This is a genomic window from Streptomyces sp. NPDC055254 (genome assembly GCF_053606025.1).
In genome coordinates this window covers 152984-173012 of record NZ_JBSGQV010000009.1, presented here as the reverse complement: position 1 = coordinate 173012, position 20029 = coordinate 152984, and the positions used below count along the sequence as shown (strand labels likewise).

General features: G+C 70.5%; 15 protein-coding genes. 6 read left to right on the top strand and 9 right to left on the bottom strand.

Annotated elements, in window-relative coordinates:
* Positions 1 to 255 precede the first annotated feature (255 nt).
* Together ACWFQ8_RS12600 and ACWFQ8_RS12595 are read left to right on the top strand one after the other, a co-directional pair.
* Positions 256 to 522, top strand: a complete 267-nt coding sequence (locus ACWFQ8_RS12600; RefSeq protein ID WP_453786176.1) for a hypothetical protein — start codon at positions 256 to 258, stop codon at positions 520 to 522.
* Between the two features lie 127 nt (positions 523 to 649).
* A complete protein-coding gene (locus ACWFQ8_RS12595; protein ID WP_453786175.1) occupies positions 650 to 922 on the top strand; it encodes a hypothetical protein in 273 nt (90 codons plus the stop codon).
* A gap of 178 nt (positions 923 to 1100) precedes the next feature.
* Here the strand turns inward: ACWFQ8_RS12595 and ACWFQ8_RS12590 are convergent, their stop codons facing one another.
* From ACWFQ8_RS12590 to ACWFQ8_RS12560, 7 genes are all read right to left on the bottom strand, one after another.
* Complete coding sequence (locus ACWFQ8_RS12590) at positions 1101 to 1445, bottom strand: PRC-barrel domain-containing protein (protein ID WP_453786221.1); 345 nt, start codon at positions 1443 to 1445, stop codon at positions 1101 to 1103.
* A 179-nt stretch (positions 1446 to 1624) separates the two neighbouring features.
* Positions 1625 to 2779: an FUSC family protein gene (locus ACWFQ8_RS12585; RefSeq protein WP_453786174.1), complete on the bottom strand. Its 1155-nt coding sequence runs from the start codon at positions 2777 to 2779 to the stop codon at positions 1625 to 1627.
* 302 nt (positions 2780 to 3081) lie between these two features.
* On the bottom strand, positions 3082 to 3414 hold the full coding sequence (locus ACWFQ8_RS12580) for a barstar family protein (protein WP_453786220.1): 333 nt from the start codon (positions 3412 to 3414) through the stop codon (positions 3082 to 3084).
* A gap of 705 nt (positions 3415 to 4119) precedes the next feature.
* Positions 4120 to 6570, bottom strand: coding sequence for a SpoIIE family protein phosphatase (locus tag ACWFQ8_RS12575; RefSeq protein ID WP_453786173.1), 2451 nt, complete (start codon positions 6568 to 6570; stop codon positions 4120 to 4122).
* The gene (locus ACWFQ8_RS12570) at positions 6563 to 11137 is read right to left on the bottom strand and encodes a HAMP domain-containing protein (protein WP_453786172.1); all 4575 of its coding nucleotides are present in this window, start codon (positions 11135 to 11137) and stop codon (positions 6563 to 6565) included. The genes ACWFQ8_RS12575 and ACWFQ8_RS12570 overlap by 8 nt, the downstream gene beginning before the upstream one ends.
* Positions 11138 to 11262: 125 nt before the next feature.
* Positions 11263 to 11718 (bottom strand): ATP-binding protein, encoded by a 456-nt coding sequence (locus ACWFQ8_RS12565; RefSeq protein WP_453786171.1) that lies wholly within the window; start codon positions 11716 to 11718, stop codon positions 11263 to 11265.
* Positions 11719 to 11849: 131 nt separating this feature from the next.
* Positions 11850 to 12746: a SigB/SigF/SigG family RNA polymerase sigma factor gene (locus ACWFQ8_RS12560; RefSeq protein WP_453786170.1), complete on the bottom strand. Its 897-nt coding sequence runs from the start codon at positions 12744 to 12746 to the stop codon at positions 11850 to 11852.
* A gap of 427 nt (positions 12747 to 13173) precedes the next feature.
* Here ACWFQ8_RS12560 and ACWFQ8_RS12555 point away from each other — a divergent pair, with 427 nt between their 5' ends.
* Entirely contained in the window at positions 13174 to 14085 is a 912-nt protein-coding gene (locus ACWFQ8_RS12555) for an NAD-dependent protein deacetylase (RefSeq protein ID WP_453786169.1), read from the top strand.
* Positions 14086 to 14164: 79 nt separating this feature from the next.
* On the opposite strand, the gene ACWFQ8_RS12550 is transcribed toward ACWFQ8_RS12555, so the two are convergent.
* Together ACWFQ8_RS12550 and ACWFQ8_RS12545 are read right to left on the bottom strand one after the other, a co-directional pair.
* A complete protein-coding gene (locus ACWFQ8_RS12550) occupies positions 14165 to 15217 on the bottom strand; it encodes a GNAT family N-acetyltransferase (RefSeq protein ID WP_453786219.1) in 1053 nt (350 codons plus the stop codon).
* Positions 15218 to 15796: 579 nt separating this feature from the next.
* Positions 15797 to 17227 (bottom strand): DUF2252 domain-containing protein, encoded by a 1431-nt coding sequence (locus ACWFQ8_RS12545; RefSeq protein ID WP_453786218.1) that lies wholly within the window; start codon positions 17225 to 17227, stop codon positions 15797 to 15799.
* Positions 17228 to 17651: 424 nt separating this feature from the next.
* On the opposite strand from ACWFQ8_RS12545, the gene ACWFQ8_RS12540 reads away from it, so the two are divergent.
* The 3 genes from ACWFQ8_RS12540 to ACWFQ8_RS12530 all read left to right on the top strand — a co-directional run bounded on the left by ACWFQ8_RS12540 (position 17652) and on the right by ACWFQ8_RS12530 (position 19820).
* Complete coding sequence (locus ACWFQ8_RS12540) at positions 17652 to 18617, top strand: hypothetical protein (RefSeq protein WP_453786168.1); 966 nt, start codon at positions 17652 to 17654, stop codon at positions 18615 to 18617.
* Between the two features lie 153 nt (positions 18618 to 18770).
* Positions 18771 to 19388 (top strand): HdeD family acid-resistance protein, encoded by a 618-nt coding sequence (locus ACWFQ8_RS12535; protein WP_453786167.1) that lies wholly within the window; start codon positions 18771 to 18773, stop codon positions 19386 to 19388.
* A 126-nt stretch (positions 19389 to 19514) separates the two neighbouring features.
* Complete coding sequence (locus ACWFQ8_RS12530) at positions 19515 to 19820, top strand: SHOCT domain-containing protein (protein ID WP_453786166.1); 306 nt, start codon at positions 19515 to 19517, stop codon at positions 19818 to 19820.
* Positions 19821 to 20029 lie beyond the last annotated feature (209 nt).

Genomic DNA, 20029 nt, shown 5'->3' with positions numbered 1-20029 from the left:
GCCGGACGAGGCGGGCCGGTGGAGGCCCGCGACGGTCGGGAGCCGAGCACACGACCCGACGCGGACGGCGGGCAGCGGGCCGCGGACCAGCGGCGCCGGCAGAGAACGGCACCCTCAGCGACGCCCTCGGACGCCTCGTCATGACTCGTCCCGGCCGCTCATGCCACTGATCGGAACCGAGTATCCGGCCGAGTCGGAACGGTCCGACTACGAGCCGATCCCGTTGATCGCTCCGCACGCAGCCACACTGGAGCCATGAGTGATCAGCACGCCACCGGCGACCAGCCCGGCACCGGCCGCACCGGGAGCCATTCCCGCGAGCCCCAGTACCGCCACCACCTCCGCTACGAGAACCCGGCCGGCAAGGCCTGGACCAGCCCCGAGGGGCACACGCTGCGCATGCCGTCCGGCCTCACCGTCGTGACGTGTGCCTGCGGCCTCACCACCGAGGCGCTCGCGAGCGATGACGCGCGGCTCCTCTACGAGGAACATCGCAACGCGATCCGCGACGAGATGGCGTGAGTGACTGCCGGCGGACAAACAGCGAGGTCGCCGGTTCAGCCGGCGGCCACGGTCGCACCGGGCCCTGACCGAACCGGGGCACGTCGCGGCCTCCACCGTGACCCGCGCCCCGTCCAGGAGCCCGTCGGTGGCCCCCGCTGCCGTGCGGGGGCTGACGGGGCTGACGGGGCTGTCGGCCGAGCTCCACCTCAAGACGATCCGGGAGCACTACCCGGATCCGGACCGCATCAGCGACGACGTGCTGGTCGCTCACGGCAACGCGCTCTGCGCCGCCCGGTACCGCGCACGGCCACTGCGGCAGGAACGCGTTCGGCTGACGGCTGACGGGGGCACTCCAGCCGAGCGCCTCCGCCCAGAACCGGCCCACCGCCGCGTGATCGACGGCCTTGATGCTCACTGAACAGGACGCGGTGCCATGCCGCCGATCCTGTGCACGGTGCCGGCCGTCCATGAACAGGCCGGCGCCGGCCGCTCGACACCGGCCGACCCGGTTGCCCTCTGCGCCGCCGTCGCCCCCGTCCACAGCCGGCATCAGCCGCTGGGCGGAATGCGCTCCTCGGGGGCGGTCGATAGGCGGCTCAGATGCCGATGTTGCTGCCCCGGTAGTACCGGCCGAGCTCGTCGCGGTAGACGGCGTCGCCGCGGTGCTTGTCCTTGTCGTACTCGGGAGAGTCCTTGATCTGGTCCTTCGTCAGGGCGACGTAGACCTTGCGCTCCTGCGGGTCGATCCGACGGATCGTGCCGGCGGGCAGCAGGACGTGCTTGCCGAAGATCCAGAAACCGGTGTCGACCACGAGGCGGGCGGATCCGACCTCGGTCGTCTCCTCGTCCACGCTCCCGATCTTCCCGTCCGTCGCCTCGACGTCGAAGCCGACCAGATCGGTACCGGGCGTGTAGCCCGACTGCGGGGTGTAGCTCCACATGTCAACCACGGGGAATCGCTCCTTCACAGATAGGGGGGTGTCCTCGCGACCCTGCCCGCTCCAGTACCCCCGACACCCCGCGGCCGTGCCGACCGGCACGGCTTCCACCCGGACAGCCCAGCCGTGCGTGGTCTCCGGGTACGGACGACGGACGACCGGCCGGCTGCGGCGCGCGGCCGTCAGGGCTTCGAGGCGAGGGCTCGGTGGCCGGTGCGGAGGTCTGCCAGCAGCCGGCCGGCGTCCGTGAGGAGGGTGCCCTGGAGGGTGTGCACTGCGGGCGGGGCGTCAGCGGCCGCCCGTTCCTGGTGCTCGATCCGGTCGAGCTCCGCTTCCGCACTGCCCATCAGATCGGCGAGGAGAACCGGGTCAGTGGGGGATGTCCGGCCGATCTCCTCCATCGCGGCAGCCGCTTTGCGCAGCAGAGAGCTGAAGCCGGCCCCGAAGGACTCGGGCAGGTTCTTGATCTCTTCGCTGTCCAGCGCGTAGTCGAGGGTGCGGGTCAGGGAGCGCAGGTGGTCCATGGCGCGTTCCGCGACGGTGACGGCCTCGCGGGCACGGGGCAGGGCGATATCGGCGGCATCGGTTCCAGGGCGGGGATGCAGACGGGTGTTCTCGATCTCGGTATCGATGCTGTGCCGAATGCGTTCGCAGTCGGCGGAGAGCGTGCGCCAGTCGCGGCGCCATTGCCGCACGCGCTCGGCGTCGGGGTCGTGTCCGGCGAAGGTCTCGGCCATTGCGTCGAGGCGGCGGCTCATGCCGGTGTAGAGGTCCGCCACGGCCTGCTGCCGGTGATGGGTGTGGCGGGCCGGTGCGAGGACGAGGTGGGCGGCGAGGCCGCAGAGTGCGCCGAGGACCACTGAGGCGGCCAGGTGGCCGATGTAGTCGATCCTCCCCTGACCGGAGGAGAACGCGAAGAAGCCGACGATGGCCACCTGTGTGCCCTGCTGCCCGAACCGCCGGATCCTGCCGACGCAGAGCGCGATGAGGGTGAGGAGACCGAACGTCCACCCGTGGATGCCCGCCACGGCTGCCAGAGTGGCGGCGAGCGCGGCCCCCGCCGCCATCGCGAGCAGGTACTGGGCCGAGTCCCGTACCGACCGGTACACGGTGGCCTGCAAGGCGACCAGTGCGGTGAACGGGGCGAACGTGGAAACGGTCGGAGGCAGGAGGTAGCGAGCCAGTACCCACGCGGCCATGGCCGCGATCACGGTCTTGGCACTGAGGACCACGTCGTCCCGTTCGCTTCCCGCTCCCCGTGCGGCACGCCGCAGGTAGTCGGTTCGTTCTGCGACGGCCCCCCGGACCCTTCCCGGCACTTCGTCCCACTTGGGCACGATCGATCACCTCCCCAGGCCCGTGTTCCCCCTCCCCCTGCGCCAAACATCGACGGAGCGGCCGCGGCCGGTTCACGAGGTCACCGGGCGCGTTCGTCGACGCCGCCCGGGTACGCGCGGCGGGCGAGTTGCCCGGGCGCAAGGGGCAATTCGAATGCCGCGAAGTCGCCGTCCAGCAGATGTGCTCGGATCCGTAGGTCCGGGTCTACGACATTCTCCGGCGTCAACAGGAACCACCGGCAGCCGTGGGAGCCGTGCGCCCATCGCTCGCACAGCAGGGTCAGCCTCTCCGAACACTCGGATCAGGGCGTAAATTCTACAACCACTCCTCGACTCGCAAGACATTCGACAATCAAATCCATTACGGATTTGTTTTCGATGTAAGTGGGGAGGTGACCGAGCGACCGCATCGCCACTTCCGAGTTATGCCAGCGGAGTCTGAATGGGGCGGCGGGGCCGCTTCCACCGAAAAGGCAGTCGTCAAGGGCTGCCAGATTTGCGCCGTAGTATCCACCGGGACCGTTCATCGCCTCACCGATGGCGCAGTAGAAACTCGCAAGGTCACGAATGTTTGCGCCGTCCAGTGCGAACTCATAACGGGAATCGCTTGCTGCGGCCGTTCTCCGTCGGTGCATGCGGGCCACCTCCAGCCAACCCTCCCTCTCCCCCAACGGAAGGCGCACCCAGTCATTCTTTGCGGTGGTATGGAATCCATCTCCGTTGTTCTGGAACGCCGCGTTCGCGGCCGGCGCCGGGCATGGAACGAATCGGAGAATTGACGCTCACGCGGTCAGTGGTTCCGGACGCACGCGCCGACGCGGCAGGGTGCGCCCACTCTTCTTCCTGTCAGGGATCTGAACCCGTGGCAGGCGCATGAAGCCGAATCCGAACTGTGCCCTGATCAGTTGACCCCGACATGTTCCGCCGAAGGAGGGGTGGTTGACCGCAAAGGGTCCGCGACGCACCTCTCCACGTCGCGATCAGGCACAGCCACGTGCATGCCGGCTCCCTCCTCGGTCGAGTCCACCTCACTGACGCGCTGACCAAGCAGAAATGTTTCACCCCAGCACGAAGACCTTCGGCTCAAGGCTGTTGACCTGGTCGCCGGGAGATCAACACGGCGTTCATCGCGGTGGCGGGCAGGGCCCGCACCCGACGGCGCCGCCACTCGGGGAACGGCGCCGGAGCGGCCGGCCCGGAAAAGGTGAGATCTCCGCGGGCCGGCCGAGGCGGAACGGATTCTGCGTCCGGGCAGCGCCGGCCCCCGCCCCGCCGTGCAGAGCACGACGAGCCGATCCGGCAGCCCGGGCCGGGCCGGGGGCGGCAGGGGGCGGGGGTGATCAGCGCACCTGAATACCGATCAGGCAGGTGTCGTCATCGGTGTCGGACGCGCTGTAGGTCAGCAGGTTGTCGAGATGCCGTTCGAGTGATTCCGCGGGGCGCGAGGCCACGGCGAGCAGCTGCGCCAGGGAGTCCGTGACGGAGACGTCCCGGCGCTCCACGAGGCCGTCCGTGTACATGAGCAGGATGTCCTCGGACTCCAGTTGTACCTCTTCCTCCTCGAACTCCACGTCGGGCAGTGCTCCGAGGAGGAGGCCGGAGGTCATGGAGAAGGAACGGGCCTGTGTCCGCCGCACCAGGACGGGCGGCAGGTGCCCGGCGCGCGCCCAGCGCAGGGAGCGGGTGGCCGGGTCGTAGATTCCGCAGACGGCCGTTGCGGTGAGGTGGCTGGTGAGGTGGTGGGCGACCCTGTTCAGCCAGGTCAGGAGTTGGGCGGGGCCGGCGCCGGTGACGGCGAGGCCTCGTAGGGCGTTGCGGAGGATGACCATGCCGGTGGCCGCCTGGATGCCGTGACCGGCGACGTCACCGACGCTGATGAGGATCTTGTTGTCGGGCAGGACCACGGAGTCGTACCAGTCGCCGCCGACGAGGGAGTGCGACTCTGCCGGGCGGTAACGCACGGCGATGCGGATGCCGGGGACCTCCAGCGGGGCCGGGGCGGGGGGCATGATGGCCTGCTGGAGTTGCAGGGCGAGCTTGGTGCGGTCCGCGGACTCGGCCTCGCTGTCGGCGAGCTGGTCCCGGGTGGCCGCCAACGCCACCTCGGTCCAGTGCTGGGAGGAGATGTCCTGGCAGGCTCCCCGTACGGCGACCAGACGGCCGTGGTGGTCCAGGACGGGCTCCGCCACCATGCGGATGTGACGGACGATCCCGTCCGCGCGGTTGAGCCTGAAATCGACCGAGGACTCACGCAGTTGGTGCAGGAGGGTGCGCAGGAACCGGCCGACCGAGTTGGCGTCGTGCGGATGGACGTGGCTGGTCAGTTCCTGGAGTGGGACCGGGGATGCCGTCGACGGCATCCCGAACAGTGCGAAGAGCTGACCGTTCCAGCTGATCTCACCCGTGGTGCTGTTCTCCTCGAAGCCGCCGACACGGCCCAGGCGCTGCGCGTGCTGCAGCAGGGCGGCGAGCCGGGCGGTCTCGTCCTCGAACTTCCAGATCAGGAGGAGGGCCGCACCGTGCCGGCTGATCCGGACGTCGGCCACCGTGGTGAGCGGGACCTCGTCGACGACGGCCGTCAGCGCGGTGTGCGGCGCTTGGCACGGTTCCCCCGTGGCGTACACGCGTTCCAGCATCGAGAAGAGCCCGTTGTCCTCGGCGGCCATGGGATAGGCCTCCAGGAAGTGGGCTCCGGTGACCATCGAGTTGGGGCGCCCGGCGGGGTCGGCGAACCGGGAGTTGGCGTGATGGATGCGGAAGTCGGCCAGCTGTCCGGTCGAGTCGAGGCTGGGGGTGAGGACCAGCACGGGGTCGTCCAACTGCTGCGCCAGGTCCGTGAGTTCCGCTACACCCGCGAGGTACGGCACAGGAGGCGTCAGACGTGCAGGGTCGGGGGCCTGTTCCTCCAGGGTGTGGGCGCACAGTTCGGCCAGCGCTTCCAGCTGGCGCAGGAGGGGGGTCGTCCGCGGTGGGAGGGACCCCGGCCAGCGCATCTCCAGTACGCCGATGATGCGTCCGCCGGTGCCGGTGGGGACCATGACACGTCCGCCGTCCGGGTACTGGCGGCGGCCGATGGTGGGGATGCCCGCGTCGGAGAGGCACTCCACGACCGTCAGCTCCCGGCTCGTCACCGCCAGTCGTGCGCACGTGGCCACCTCCGGTGGCACGTACCGCCAGCGGTCGGCGTCCTCCGCCGTGAAGCCGGCCTGGCCCGCCAGTGCGAGTGAGGAGTCCGGCCCCACGGACCAGATCGCGACCCCGTTGGCGCCCAGCGCTCCGAGCGCGTTCTCCAGCAGGGCGGCGGCGACGGCCTCCGAGTCGGTGGCGGCGAGCATGCGGCTCTCGACAGTCCGCAGTCGAACCACGGGTGCCGTCTCGCCCACGGCCGCGGGCTCTCCGTCAGCGGCCTTGAGGAACTCCTGTGCGACCTCGCTGACGTGGTCGCGTGCGGCCTGGTTGATGACGTCGACCGCCAGGGCGAGTGCCGTGGTGTTCGCCTGCTCGGCCAGCTTGGCCAGCTGCCGGGAGGCCTCGCCGGGCCCGCATCCCAGGCGTCCCACGAGGATGCCCTTGGCCAGCTCGATCAGCGCACGCCCGTCGGCGTCCTCCTGAGCCGCGAGGGCCTCCTGGCGCAGCCGCTGAACGGTGGCGGCCAGGCGGCCCACCTCGCCCGCCGGCGCGGTGCCGGCGGCCACCACCGCACCCCGGGGCTCCTCTCCGGCCGGTGTCCGGCGCGCGCCGAGAGGGTCCTCGACCCCGTTGAGGTCGCGCGAGGTGATCGGATCAGGCACGGGACGCTCCTGGGGCGTCCTTGGGCAGGAGCCACTGACGGAGCAGGGCGACCAGATCGTTCGCGTCGACGGGCTTGGTGATGTAGTCGCTCGATCCGGAGGCGATGCTCTTCTCCCGGTCTCCCGGCATGGCCTTGGCCGTGACGGAGATGATGGGAAGCCCGGCGTATTCGGGCATGCCTCGGATCTCTGCCGTGGCCGCGTATCCGTCCAGTTCGGGCATCATCACGTCCATGAGGATCAGGTCGATGCCGGGGGTGCTCGTCAGGGTCTCGATGCCCTTGCGGCCGTTCTCCGCGTGCAGGACCCGGATGCCGTGGAGTTCGAGGATGCCGCTGATGGCGTACAGATTGCGCGGATCGTCGTCGACGACCAGGACGGACTTGTCCGCGAGGCTGGCGTCGACGTGGGCGTGATCCGGCAGGACCTGGTCGCCTTCGGGCCGTACGAGGGGAAGCACGTCGTGCAGCCGCTCGACCGACAGGTGCAGGGCGATCCGTTCCCGGAGTTCGTCCAGGCTGCTGAGCATTTCCAGGTGGCGACCGGTGGCGTGGCAGGCGACCTCCTCGTGCAGGTCCGCCCTCATGCGCCGGTTGTCGTGGGCGAGGACCGGCAGGGAAGCCAGGGCCGTGTCTCCGGCGAGGGCCCGAAGGAAACGCAGGGCTTCGCCCTTGGCGTCCAGTTCGAGGACCACGCAGTGGAACGGTGACTCGGCGAGCATCGTGGCGGCGTCCCCGGAGGTCCGGGCCGTCACGACCTCGACCCGCTCGGCCGGGTCCGACGCGGCCCGTCCGGCGGTCACGTCCGAGGCGGCGCTCTCGGCGACGAGGCTCAGCAGACCCCCCGCGCGTTCTTCGATCACCAGGAGTCGTCGGGGGTGGTTGTCGGCCGCGGGATCCGGGCCGGCGCCGTCCGGCGTCTCGTCGTGGTCGTCGGTGCTCTCCTCCAGGGCGGGCGCCCCGGCACCGTGGTCGGAGAGGGCGCCGCCCGCGACCGGCAGGTACAGCGTGAACACCGATCCCGCTCCGGGGGTGCTGGTGGCCGTGACCACACCACCGAGGAGGCGGGCGATCTCGCGGGTGATGGACAGGCCCAGGCCCGTCCCGCCGAACTTGCGGCTGGTGGTGCCGTCGGCCTGCTGGAACGCGGCGAAGATCACCTCCAGCTGCTCCTCGGCGATCCCGATGCCCGTGTCCGCGACCTTGAAGGCCACGACCGATCCGGATCGCGCCAGTTCCGCGGGGAGCTCGGCGGCGTTTGCCGGCTCGATGCGGACCTGGACCCGGCCGCGTTCGGTGAACTTCACCGCGTTGGACAGCAGGTTGCGCAGGATCTGCTGGAGCCGGGCGTCGTCGGTGAGGAGGTCCACGGGCACGCCGGGCGCGGTCGTGATGTCGAACTCCAGGCCCTTCTGGGTCGTCAGCGGGCGGAAGGAGGCTTCGACGTAGTCGAGGAGCTTCTTGAGCGACACCCGCTCCAGATTGACGTCCATCTTGCCGGCCTCGACCTTCGACAGGTCGAGGATGTCGTTGATGAGCTGGAGGAGGTCGGAGCCGGCGGAGTGGATGATCCCGGCGTACTCGACCTGCTTGGGGGTCAGGTTGCGGCCGGGGTTCTGGGAGAGCAGCTGGGCCAGGATGAGGAGGCTGTTGAGCGGGGTGCGCAGCTCGTGGCTCATGTTGGCCAGGAACTCCGACTTGTACTTCGACGCCAGGGACAGCTGCTGGGCGCGGTCCTCCAGCTCTTGGCGCGCCTGCTCGATCTCCAGGTTCTTCGTCTCGATGTCGCGGTTCTGCGTGGCGAGGAGCGCCGCCTTCTCCTCCAGCTCCGCGTTGGACCTCTGCAGCTCGTCCTGCTGGACCTGCAGCTGCTCCGAGCGGGCCTGGAGTTCTACGGTGAGCCGCTGGGACTCGCCGAGCAGTTCGTCGGTGCGGGCGTTGGCGACGATGGTGCTCACGTTGACGCCCACCGTCTCCATCAGTCGCCCGAGGAAGTCGCGGTGCACCGGTGTGAACGGCTTGAAGGAGGCGAGCTCGATGACGCCGAGGACCTGGTCCTCGACCATGATCGGCAGCACGATGAGGTTGGCGGGAGCGGCTCCGCCCAGCCCGGAGGAGATCAGGTACCCGGGCGGCACGTTGTCCGTGCTGAGGATGCGGCGGCTGCGGACCGACTGGCCCACCAGGGTCTCGCCGCTGCGTACGCGATGGGCGGCGGGGCTGTCGGCGGGCCGGCCGAACGAGCCGATCAGGGCGAGCCAGGTCTCGCCGTCGCTCTCCTCGGCGAGGTAGAAGGCGCCGTAGCTGGCCTCGACCAGGGGGACCAGCTCGTCCATGACCAGTTCCGCGACGACCGCGAGGTCGCGGTGGCCCTGCATCAGGCCGGAGATCTGCGCCAGGTTGGACTTGAGCCAGTCCTGCTCCTGGTTGGCCCGGGTCGTCTCGCGCAGCGAGCCGACCATGGAGTTGATGTTGTCCTTGAGTTCGGCGACCTCACCGGAGGCATCGACCGTGATCGAGCGGGTCAGGTCGCCCTCGGCGACCGCGCTGGCGACCTCGGCGATGGCCCGGACCTGCCGGGTCAGGTTCCCGGCGAGCTCGTTGACGTTCTCGGTCAGGCGCTTCCAGGTGCCGGAGACGCCCTCGACCTCGGCCTGGCCACCGAGCCGGCCCTCGCTGCCCACCTCACGGGCCACGCGGGTGACCTCGGCGGCGAACGCGGACAGCTGGTCGACCATCGTGTTGATGGTCGTCTTCAGCTCCAGGATCTCCCCGCGCGCGTCCACGTCGATCTTCTTGGACAGATCACCGTTGGCGACGGCCGTCGTGACCAGGGCGATGTTGCGGACCTGACCGGTGAGGTTGTTCGCCATGGAGTTGACGTTGTCGGTGAGGTCCTTCCAGGTCCCGGCCACGTTCGGGACCTGGGCCTGGCCGCCGAGCCGGCCCTCGGTGCCCACCTCACGCGCCACACGGGTGACCTCGTCGGCGAACGCCGACAGCGTGTCCACCATGGTGTTGATGACCCCGGCCAGCGCGGCGACCTCGCCCTTCGCCTCCACCACGATCTTCTGCGACAGGTCACCGCGCGCCACAGCGGTGGCCACCTGGGCGATGGAGCGCACCTGACCGGTCAGGTTCGAGGCCATCACATTGACGTTGTCGGTGAGGTCCTTCCAGGTCCCGGAGACCCCCCGGACCGTCGCCTGACCGCCCAGGTTGCCCTCGGTGCCCACCTCACGGGCCACCCGCGTCACCTCGTCCGCGAACGCGGACAACTGGTCGACCATCGTGTTGATGGTCTCCTTGAGCTCCAGGATCTCCCCGCGCGCGTCCACCCGGATCTTCTGCGACAGGTCGCCCTGCGCCACGGCCGTGGTGACCTCCGCGATGGAGCGGACCTGGGCCGTCAGGTTGTCGGCCATGAAGTTCACCGAGTCGGTGAGGTCGCGCCAGGTGCCCGAGACGCCCTTGACGTCAGCCTGCCCGCCGAGCCGGCCGTCGGTGCCGACCTCGCGGGCCACGCGCGTGACCTCGTCCGCGAACGCGGACAGCTGGTCGACCATCGTGTTGATGGTCGTCTTGAGCTCCAGGATCTCGCCCCGGGCGTCGACCCGGATCTTCTGCGAGAGGTCGCCCTGCGCCACAGCGGTCGCGACCTCGGCGATCGACCGGACCTGCGCGGTGAGGTTCCCGGCCATGAAGTTCACCGAGTCGGTGAGGTCGCGCCAGGTGCCCGAGACGCCCTTCACGTCAGCCTGCCCGCCGAGGCGGCCGTCGGTACCCACTTCCCGGGCCATGCGCGTGACCTCGTCCGCGAACGCGGACAGCTGGTCGACCATCGTGTTGATGGTGTTCTTGAGCTCCAGGATCTCGCCCCGGGCGTCCACGGCGATCTTTTGCGACAGGTCGCCCTTGGCCACCGCCGTGGTCACCTGGGCGATGTTGCGGACCTGGTCGGTCAGGTTGCCGGCCATGAAGTTCACGGAATCGGTGAGGTCCCGCCATACACCGGCCACGCCCGGCACTTCGGCCTGGCCGCCGAGCCGGCCCTCGCTGCCGACCTCGCGGGCCACACGGGTGACCTCGTCCGCGAAGGACGACAGCTGGTCGACCATCGTGTTGACGGTGTCCTTCAGCTCCAGGATCTCGCCCCGGGCCGCCACGTCGATCTTCTGCGAGAGGTCGCCGCGCGCGACGGCGGTGGCCACCTGCGCGATGTCCCGGACCTGGGTGGTGAGGTTGCCCGCCATCGCGTTGACCGAGTCCGTCAGGTCGGCCCACGTCCCCGACACGCCCGGGACGACGGCCTGCCCTCCCAGGGTGCCCTCGGTACCGACCTCGCGGGCGACACGGGTCACCTCCGAGGTGAAGAGGGAGAGCTGGTCGACCATTCCGTTGAAGACGGTGGCGATCTCCCCCAGCAGCCCGTCGGTCTCATCGGGCAGACGGGTGCCGAAATCACCGTCGCGCACGGACGTCAGCCCGGCCAAGAGCTGACGAAGCTGCTGCTCACCCACCGCCCCCGAAGCCTTCTCGCTCGGTACGGCGTCCGCCGGCTTGACCATCCCTGCCCCATCTCTCCTGACCAGGCCGCACTCGAACCTCGAGCGTCACCCGCAAAGGCTAAACCAAGTCCCGATTTTCCATGCCGCCGATGGGGCGCGCAGGTGTGGACCGCGAGGGAGACCCCTCAGTCGGTGTCCAGCATCACGCTCGCCGTGATCCGCTTGCCTACGGACTCGGGGCGGATCCGAAGGCTGGTTGCCGCGGCCGCGACGATCTCCAAGCCGTGCTGCGCCACCCGAAACGGGTCCGGCGGCATGATCGTCGGCAGGGTCGGGTTGCTGTCCCAGACGCTCACTTCGACGCACTCGTCCCGCACGTCGAGTGTCAGCCGAGCAGGCCCGGGCGCGTACTTGCGGGCGTTGGTCGCCAGCTCGCTGACCACCAGCTCCACCAGGTCCAGGACCCGAGGGGAAACCGGCAGCCCGTTCTGGAGCACCCGCACATCGGCGAGGAACGACCGGGCCAGGTGCCGGGCATCGGCGATCTTCTCCCAGCCCTCGAACACGACTGAGGCCGTTACCGCGCCCGCGAGCCGCTCCGGCCCCTCTGCCGCCTCATCCGCGCACACCTCGTCCTGCATCCGACCACACCGCCCTCCGCACGCCTCCGCACTCTACGACCTGTGGAAATCCACCGTCGCGCCGCCCCGGCCCCGCCGCAGGGCGGGGCCGGGGCGGCCGTGCACGTCGGAAGCTGCCGGCGCGAGCGGGATCAGGAGGCGAGCATGCCCTCACGGAGTCGGGCGAGGGTGCGCGAGAGGAGCCGGGAGACCTGCATCTGGGAGATGCCCAGCCGGGCACCGATCTCCGCCTGCGTCATCTCCTGGCCGAAGCGCATCTGCAGGATGAGCCGATCGCGTCCTTCGAGCCGTTCCAGCAGCGGGGCGAGGGTGTGGATGTCCTCGAAGAGGCCCATGGCCGGGTCCTCGTCGCCGAGCATCTCGGCCAGGGGGCGAGGAGCGGTCTCCGAGGATTCGTCCTGCTCGTTGTCGAGGGACTGGCTGGAGTGGCCGTTCGCGGCGACCAAGCCCTCGATCACCTCTTCGTCACTGAGCCCGAGGTGTTCCGCCAGCTCCCGGACCGTCGGCGTACGGTCGAGCACGGTGCTGAGGTCTTCCTTGCCCCGGGCCAGTGCGATGCGCAGCTCCTGGAGGCGTCGCGGAACGTGGACGGCCCAGGTGGTGTCGCGGAAGTGCCGCTTGATCTCCCCGGTGATGTAGGGGAGGGCCAGCGTGGTGAACTCGTTGCCGAGGGTCGGGTCGAAGCGGTCGATGGCCTTGATGAGACCGATCGTGCCGACCTGGATGATGTCTTCGATCTCCGTACCGTCGGTGCGGTCGCGGAAGCGTCGCACCGCGAACTGGACCAGCGACAGGTTCATCTCGATCAAGGTGTTGCGTACGTACTGGCGCTCCCGGGTGCCCTCCTCCAGGGTGCGCAGCCGCTCGAAGAAGACCTTGGAGAGGGCCCGGGCGTCTGCGGGCGCGACCTCGCGGGCGTCGGGGATACGGGGAAGCAGCTCCGAGCCGGCCGCGGCCGTCTCGGGCATGGCCGTCTCCGGCACGGCCTCAGCCGTACCGGCTGCGGATCGCGTGGTGAGGGTTTCCATCTCAGCTCCCCGGGACTCGACTTTCGTGACCGAGGACTCCCCTCGACACCGCTGCCTGTGTGACCGCGTGACCCAGAGCATGGCGTGCCGGACGCACACCCGTCAAGGAATACGTGAAATGTATTTCGTGATTTCTGACTGCGGTGCCCTCTGAGCCGGGCGAGACACCCCTCTTCCGGCGCTGGGGGCGACGAGGTCGGGCGGGCCCCGCACGTCGAGTCGCCCTCGGGCGGATGCGACGCCCAGGACAGCCTCGGCATGGCCGCGCTGAGCCGTCTCGCCGGAACGCCGCCGGAACGCCCGGTCGGCCGCGCGCCGCGCGCTCCCGGGCCACAGGTGGGCCGGGCCCGGGACCGAGGGCGTGCATCCGTCCGGGTGGGAAAGGCGCCCCCGTGCGGGGACGGGGCCCGTTCCGTACGCTGGCGGCATGCGCATGCGCCCCACTCTGAGCTGGACCCCCACCGAGGACGTACCGCCCGGTACCACGGATCCGGAGCCGGTCGCAGACGCACTGGCGGCCGGCGGTGTGCTGGTGCTCAGCGGGGCGGGCCTGTCCACGGAGTCGGGCATTCCGGACTACCGGGGTGAGCGCGGGAGCCTGCGCCGGCACACCCCGATGACCTACCAGGAGTTCACCGCCAGCGCGCAGGCCCGGCGCCGGTACTGGGCGCGCAGTCACCTGGGCCGGCGCGCGTTCGATCGTGCCGGGCCCAACGCCGGCCACCGGGCCGTGGCGGCGTTCGGGCGGCACGGTCTGCTCTCGGGTGTGATCACCCAGAACGTCGACGGACTGCACCAGGCCGCCGGCAGCGAGGCCGTGGTGGAACTGCACGGGAGCCTGGACCGGGTCGTCTGCCTCTCCTGCGGCGCTCTCGGCTCGCGCCGTGAACTCGCCCTGCGGCTGGAGGCAGCCAACCCGGGCTTCGATCCGGTGCCCGCCGCGCTGAACCCGGACGGTGACGCCGACCTCACCGACGAACAGGTCGGGGACTTCTCCCCCGTGCCCTGCGCGGAGTGCGGCGGCATCCTCAAACCGGACGTGGTGTTCTTCGGCGAGGCCGTTCCGCCGCGGCGGGTCGAGCACTGCCGCGAACTGGTCGGCGCGGCGACCTCGCTGCTGGTCCTGGGCTCCTCGCTGACGGTGATGTCCGGGCTCCGGTTCGTCCGCCAGGCGGCGCTGGCGGGGAAGCCCGTGTTGATCGTCAACCGGGACCCGACCCGCGGCGACCGGCACGCCGTCACCCGGGTCGCGCTCCCCCTGGGAGCGACCCTCACCGCCCTGGCCGACCGGCTGGGCGTCCCCGTGGGGCACCGGGGGGCGGACCGCGCCACCTCGTGACGGGACGCGGCGGCCGGCCACCGGCAGGACCGGGACCGCCCTGGCGGCCGGTGCCAGTGCCGGTGCCGGCGGGTGCGGCTCAGGTGCGGCGGTCACGCATCTTGCCGATGGTCTCCAGGGTGTGCACGGCCGCGGCCTTGAGCTGCGGCCGCTCCCGCACGAAGCGGCGGACGGCACGCGACGGCTCGCGGCTGAGCCAGTGGACCGCCGCACCGGGCCTCGGCCGCAGAAGGGCGCCTTCGTGCACCATCAGCTCCCGTGTCTTGAGGGAATCCTTGTAGGCGGCGTCACCCCTGCCGAAGTCGAGCATGTCGATGCCTGCGGCGGCGGCCGCCTCGATCATGCGGAGGTGGAGAACGAGCCCGGGTGAGAACTTGGCGAAGTTCCGGTCGTACGCGGGGAACCAGCACGACAGGACGGTGCGCGAGCGCAGCCCGAAGTGCGCGGACACAGGCCGGTCGCCCGCGTAGAGCACCGACAGCACGCCCGAGCAGTCGGGCGCGGTGGTGTCGGCGAGGATGCGTACCAGGTTGAGGATCCAGTCCTGGGCGAACCGGTCGCGTCGGCCCGTCCGGCGGTACTGGGCGGATTTCCACGCCATCAGCGTCCGCAAGGCCGCCGGACTCCGTTCGTCGAAAACGAACTTCAGCGGTCCGACCTGGCGCCCGAGACGGCGGTCCTGTGCCAGTGTCGATTTCAGGAACGTGCGGGAGCGAGTGCGAAGCAGGTCCTGGTAGTGGGCGTAGCCGCCGGTGAGGTCGAGGACGGGCGAGGCGAACCGCCCCGTCGCGAAGGGGAGGAACAGGTCCTGGCCGCTTTCCAGGTGGTTGTACTCCCACACGGCCAGGGAGCTGGCCCGCAGCAGCTCGTGCGGATCCAGGTGGAGGCCGGGGCGCAGGACAGCGCCCTGGCAGTCGGAGACGCCCAGGCCGATCGCGCGGCCGCGGCCCCAACGACCGCGCTCGAAGGGGAAGAAGCCGGCGGGCTCGCCGTCCTCGCGCACCACCGCGACCCTGGCACCCGGCCGGACACGGCCGACCGCCTGGCAGAACTCCGGGCTCATGAAGGGATTGGCCACAGGTGCCGTCCCGGCCCGCAACTCGCCCCACACTGCGACGTCTGTCGGACTCATGTCGGCCGGGTGGATCACGTCGATGCGTTGGATGGTCACATGGGCTCCTGCTGCTCGGGTAACGCACGGGGCCGTGACGGATCCGCCACCCCCATGACGGGTGGTCGGCGTCAGGCCGAGGACAACGGCCGCACAGGCACGACTCGGCGTCGTAGGCGAGCCGGGAGGGGGCCCTCCAGCCGAGTCCGCTCGATGGCGAAGCGGGGTCGGGATCTGCGCGTCTACGGCCTCACGGCTGTCGAAGCGTCAGACAGCCACGGGCGGCGATCGAGGACGCCGCAGCGGAAGGAGGAGGGAGTGGTGAGGGGAACAGGAAGGAGCAGGCCGTCATGACAGCACCCATCCTCGGCGAGAGGACCGGCGCGGCGCCGTGGAATGAGACGGCTGGTGTATCCGAACCTTCGCCCTACGCAGCCCCCGAAAGAGTGCGCCCCGCTTCCACAAGCGCCGCCCGCGGCCTCCGCGCGTGGGCCCCACGTCTGCACGCAGACCGGCACCCTCTGAGCGGCTCGGACCCGTTCCGGCCTGCTCGCCGAGGTCGGACGGGACGGGAACGCTCAAGAGTCGCCCGGCACGCGGTCAGGCCGGTGCCGGTTCTTGAGCGGGCAGCCGGCCCGCGCGTACGGCGTCGACCAGAGCGTGGTGGTCTCGTTCGTTCTGGTCGGCATAGGCTTCGGCGAAGGCCACCAGGGCCCGGTCGAAGGTGTCACCGCGGCCCAGGTAGGCGGCGATCGCGATCCGGTCGCCCGACCGCGCGTGCGCACGCGCCAGGGTGATGCCGCAGAGATCGCCGAATATCTTCAACTGCTCGGGCGACATCGTCTCCGGCATGGCGATCCCCTTCCAGTCGCGCAGCTGGCGGATGTAGAAGTCGCGCTGCCGGCCGTCGATCCCCTCCAGCCTCTCCCAGCCGAGGAAGATGTCGCTGGCCGCCTGCATCAGCCGCTGTCCCGAGACCACGCGCTCCCCCTGGTTGCGGTATTCGCTCGCGCCGACGTGGGCGGCGAGCACGGAGGTGTCGGCCTCCTTGGCCTGGAGGAAGAGCGGGTCCCGGTCGTCGCGGCCGAGCAGGAGCAGGATCCAGCAGCGGGTACCGACGCTGCCGACACCCACCACTTTGCGGGCCATGTCCACCAGCCGGTAGTCCCGCAGGAGCGCCCGCCGGTCGCTCGCCATCGTCTGGCCGTAGCGATCGAGCAGCCCGCGGAACCGGTCTTCCAGCGCATCGCGCTGGAGGTCCGGCAGGATGTCGGCGACCGGCACCAGAAGCGGGGGGTCCGCCACGATCCTCGTCCGGCCCTCGACCCGTTCCGTGAGCTTCTCGAAGACCTGGAGGGCGTCACGCGTACGGGCCTTGGCCAGCGCACCGGCCAGTTTCTTGCGTCCGCTCGCGTCGAGGTGACCGGCGGTCAGGGTCTCCAGACGCTCCGCGTCGATCTTCGCGTACCAGACGTCGAGGTTGCCCATACCGGCGAAACCCCGCATGGCCTCGCGGTACGAGCGCACGCCGGAGCCCACGATGCGTGCGCGCTCGGCGTCGTCGAAACCGTTCGCCCGACCGGCGATGACGAGGCTCGCCGACAACCGTTTGACGTCCCACTCCCAGGGACCGGGCAACGTCTCGTCGAAGTCGTTGATGTCGAACATCAGCCGGCGCTCCGGAGAGGCCAGGAGCCGGAAGTTCAGCAGGTGCGCGTCCCCGCACAGCTGGGCCGTGATCCCCGAGTCCGGGGTACCGGCCAGGTCGGACGCCATGATCGCGGCTGCTCCCCGGTAGAACCGGAAGGGAGACTCGGACATCCTGGTGTACCGGATCGGGACCAGTTCGGGCACTCGCACCGAGGACTGCTCGTCCAGGATCGCCAGAGGATCGGGCCGGTCCGCGGGCGGCCGGTACACGGCGTGCTGCGACCGCGGCGAGCGGCGCCGGGCGTCCCTGCCGCGGGCCGCGCGTTCCTCAGGGCTGCTGTGGGGCACCGCGCGCATCGCAGTGGCCGAGGTCTGGGCCATCATCACACTCCTGCCCGGATGTGCGGTTCCCGAGGACGGGAGCGGCGCCCGGCTCCGTGCGCCGGATCGCCTCCGCCACCGCCTCGGACTTCGAAGCGGCCTCCGCCCGACCGGGGGGTGCCGGGACGACCGCAGAAGATGTCCATGATCGCTGGTACGCCTTCGCTTCAACCCTAGGACCTCGCCGGGTGTCGCGCATGGGGGCGCGGGTGCGGACCGGTCGGGATCCGTCGCCGCGCCGGTCAGGAACGTACGGGACCCCGCTCCGCGGGCGAGGCGGGTGGGAAGCAGACCGAGGGGTCGGGCGTCCGCACCCTTCGTTCGTTAGGCTTGCCGGCAGACGTCCGTCTCCGGCGGAACCACGACTCCCACCGGGCCGCCCGGGTCCCCCGGCTCCGCACCCCTCGTACGACCGGAGCGTCGCATGTCCCAGCGCGCGCTGCCCAGCTCTGCGCGAACGACCTTCGCGGCTGCCGTCGTGCTCGCCCTGGCAGCCGTACCGCCCTCCCCCGCCGCTGCCTTCAGCGGGGGAAACCACGAGAGCATCACTCGCGCGGCCCTGCCCTGGGAGCCGGCCACGCTGTCCGAGATGGCCGATGCGCGCGACGGCGCGATCAATGCCAATGACCGCGGCGGATACTTCGCCATCGGCCCCCTGCACTGCGACAACGCCGACTTCCTCGCGCCGCGGTACGTCCGGGACTATCCCCGCAGCCGGGACGAGGCCACCACCGAGCTCCTCGCCTGCATCCGTACCGCCGTCGCCCGCTTCCGCGACGCGGTCCGGGCGGCGGACGGCCTCGTCGACGAGCGCGGCGGGATCCGCACCGACCAGAGCGACCTGTCCTCCCACTGCGCCTGGAAGGAGACCGCCGACCGTGCCAAGTGCGAGGTCCTGGAGCAGCTCGGTCGGGGCTGGCACCAGATCCAGGACTTCTACGCGCACTCGAACTGGTCCGACCGGGCCGCCCCCGGTCCCGTCGGCCTCGACAACCCTCCGGGACTGGCCCGTACCGACGTCGCCCCCTTCCTCGACGTCCGCCGCTACAGCACCATGACGGACGCCGACTGGTCCCGGGACGCACGCGCACGCGTACCCGCGGACCTCACGACCGGCTGCTACCCCGACTTCGATTCCACCGGGTTCAGGTCCGAGGACTGCGCGGGTCGCGTCACGCACGACCGCGCCCTGAACAAGGACACCGCCGCGTCCCCCCGCTCGAAAACAGGCGACAACTTCAACCGCGCCGTCGACGGAGCAACCGCCGAGATCGCACGCCAGTGGAACGACTTCGAGGCCGAACTGCTCAGGACCTACCCGGACCGCCGGCGCGGCGCGCAGATGGTCTGCGCCCTCGTCCACGACGACCCGAGTGCGAGGTGTCCCTGAGCCTCCCGCGGCCGGACGCGGGGCCGGGGGGCGTCGGCTCACCCGCCCGGACCGGGCGAGCCGTACCGCGACGACCTAAAATGAGGCCTGGCAGACAAGGCACATCCGACGGCCTCGAGGTCCCTACGGGGCTCTCCGGTCGGCCCGGGAGGCATGATGTCCGTATCCCCCGACGCGGTACCGCAGCACACGCAGAGCGATCCGGAGGACTTCCTCAAGCGGCTCGGAGGCTCGTGGCACTGGGCGCTCGGCTTCGCCCTGGCGACACTGATCCCGGGCATCCTGATCCTCGTATGGCCCGACGAGACGCTGCACGTCCTGGCCGTCATCATCGGGCTCCAGCTCCTGGTGGCCGGCGGCTTCCGTTTCGTCACGGCCTTCTCGCACAGCAGTGACGGGGGCGGCAGCCGGCTGGCGGGGGTCCTGATCGCCATGCTGGCCTTCCTGGCGGGCGTCCTCGTGCTTCGGCATCCGATGCAGACGATCGGCGCGCTGTCCCTGATCGTCGGGGTGTTCTGGCTGCTGACCGGCGTACTCACGGCGTACGTCGCGATCGCCGACCGCGCGCTCGTGCACCGCGGCCTCCTCTTCGCCCTGGGGGCCCTCGGCACCGTCGCCGGCATCGTGGTCCTCTGCTTCCCGGTGAACTCCGCGGTCGCCCTGACACGGCTGCTGGGACTGTGGCTCGTCCTGCTCGGCGTCTTCGAAGTGGTCATGGCGTTCGCCCTGCGCTCCGCCACCCGCCGGATCGCGTCGATGCCTCCGGCGTGAACGCCGCGCGGTACACCCCCCGAGTGGTGGCACGGCGGCCCCCGGCGGCAGGTGCCATGCTGGAAGGCAGTGCAGGGCCCGGCGAACGGGTTGTCGGGCCGGCCGACATCAGCAGAGGAGAATGACGTGCCTGGTCTTCTTCGAGGGGTAGCACGCACCGCCGTGGTCGCCGGTACGGCGACGGCGGTCTCCAACCGCGTTTCGCGACGCCAGGCGGGCCGCTGGACCGAACAGGGCAACCAGGTCCAGGAGCAGCAGTACGCCCAACCCCCGCAGCCGTACTCGGCGCCCGCCCCCGCGGCTGCTCCGCCGATGGTGGACGAAATGAGCAGCCGGATCGATCAACTCAAGGAACTCGGAGCGTTGAAGGAGCAGGGAATCCTGACCGAGGCGGAGTTCGCCGAGCAGAAGAGCAGGCTGCTCAGCACTTGACTTCGTCCGGTGCCGGCCGGTCCATCGCGGTGCCGATCCATCGCGGTGCCGGCCGATTCATCACCGTCGCCCACGAGCGGAGAGAGCTCGACCGCACGGGGGGGGCGGGGTGGGGGGGGGCTGGGGGGTGGCGGGGGTGTGGGGTAGGGGGGCTGGGGGGTGGGGGTTTGTCCCGGGCCCGTGCCGCGCACCGGACGTCGGTCTCGGCC

Excerpts from the sequence above, each read along its gene's own strand:
- ACWFQ8_RS12600 (WP_453786176.1), top strand. The coding sequence starts at position 256 with ATGAGTGATCAGCACGCCACCGGCGACCAGCCCGGCACCGGCCGCACC.
- ACWFQ8_RS12590 (WP_453786221.1), bottom strand. The coding sequence starts at position 1,445 with ATGTGGAGCTACACCCCGCAGTCGGGCTACACGCCCGGTACCGATCTG.
- ACWFQ8_RS12580 (WP_453786220.1), bottom strand. The coding sequence starts at position 3,414 with ATGCACCGACGGAGAACGGCCGCAGCAAGCGATTCCCGTTATGAGTTC.
- ACWFQ8_RS12570 (WP_453786172.1), bottom strand. The coding sequence starts at position 11,137 with ATGGTCAAGCCGGCGGACGCCGTACCGAGCGAGAAGGCTTCGGGGGCG.
- ACWFQ8_RS12565 (WP_453786171.1), bottom strand. The coding sequence starts at position 11,718 with ATGCAGGACGAGGTGTGCGCGGATGAGGCGGCAGAGGGGCCGGAGCGG.
- ACWFQ8_RS12560 (WP_453786170.1), bottom strand. The coding sequence starts at position 12,746 with ATGGAAACCCTCACCACGCGATCCGCAGCCGGTACGGCTGAGGCCGTG.
- ACWFQ8_RS12555 (WP_453786169.1), top strand. The coding sequence starts at position 13,174 with ATGCGCATGCGCCCCACTCTGAGCTGGACCCCCACCGAGGACGTACCG.
- ACWFQ8_RS12550 (WP_453786219.1), bottom strand. The coding sequence starts at position 15,217 with ATGAGTCCGACAGACGTCGCAGTGTGGGGCGAGTTGCGGGCCGGGACG.
- ACWFQ8_RS12545 (WP_453786218.1), bottom strand. The coding sequence starts at position 17,227 with ATGGCCCAGACCTCGGCCACTGCGATGCGCGCGGTGCCCCACAGCAGC.
- ACWFQ8_RS12540 (WP_453786168.1), top strand. The coding sequence starts at position 17,652 with ATGTCCCAGCGCGCGCTGCCCAGCTCTGCGCGAACGACCTTCGCGGCT.
- ACWFQ8_RS12535 (WP_453786167.1), top strand. The coding sequence starts at position 18,771 with ATGATGTCCGTATCCCCCGACGCGGTACCGCAGCACACGCAGAGCGAT.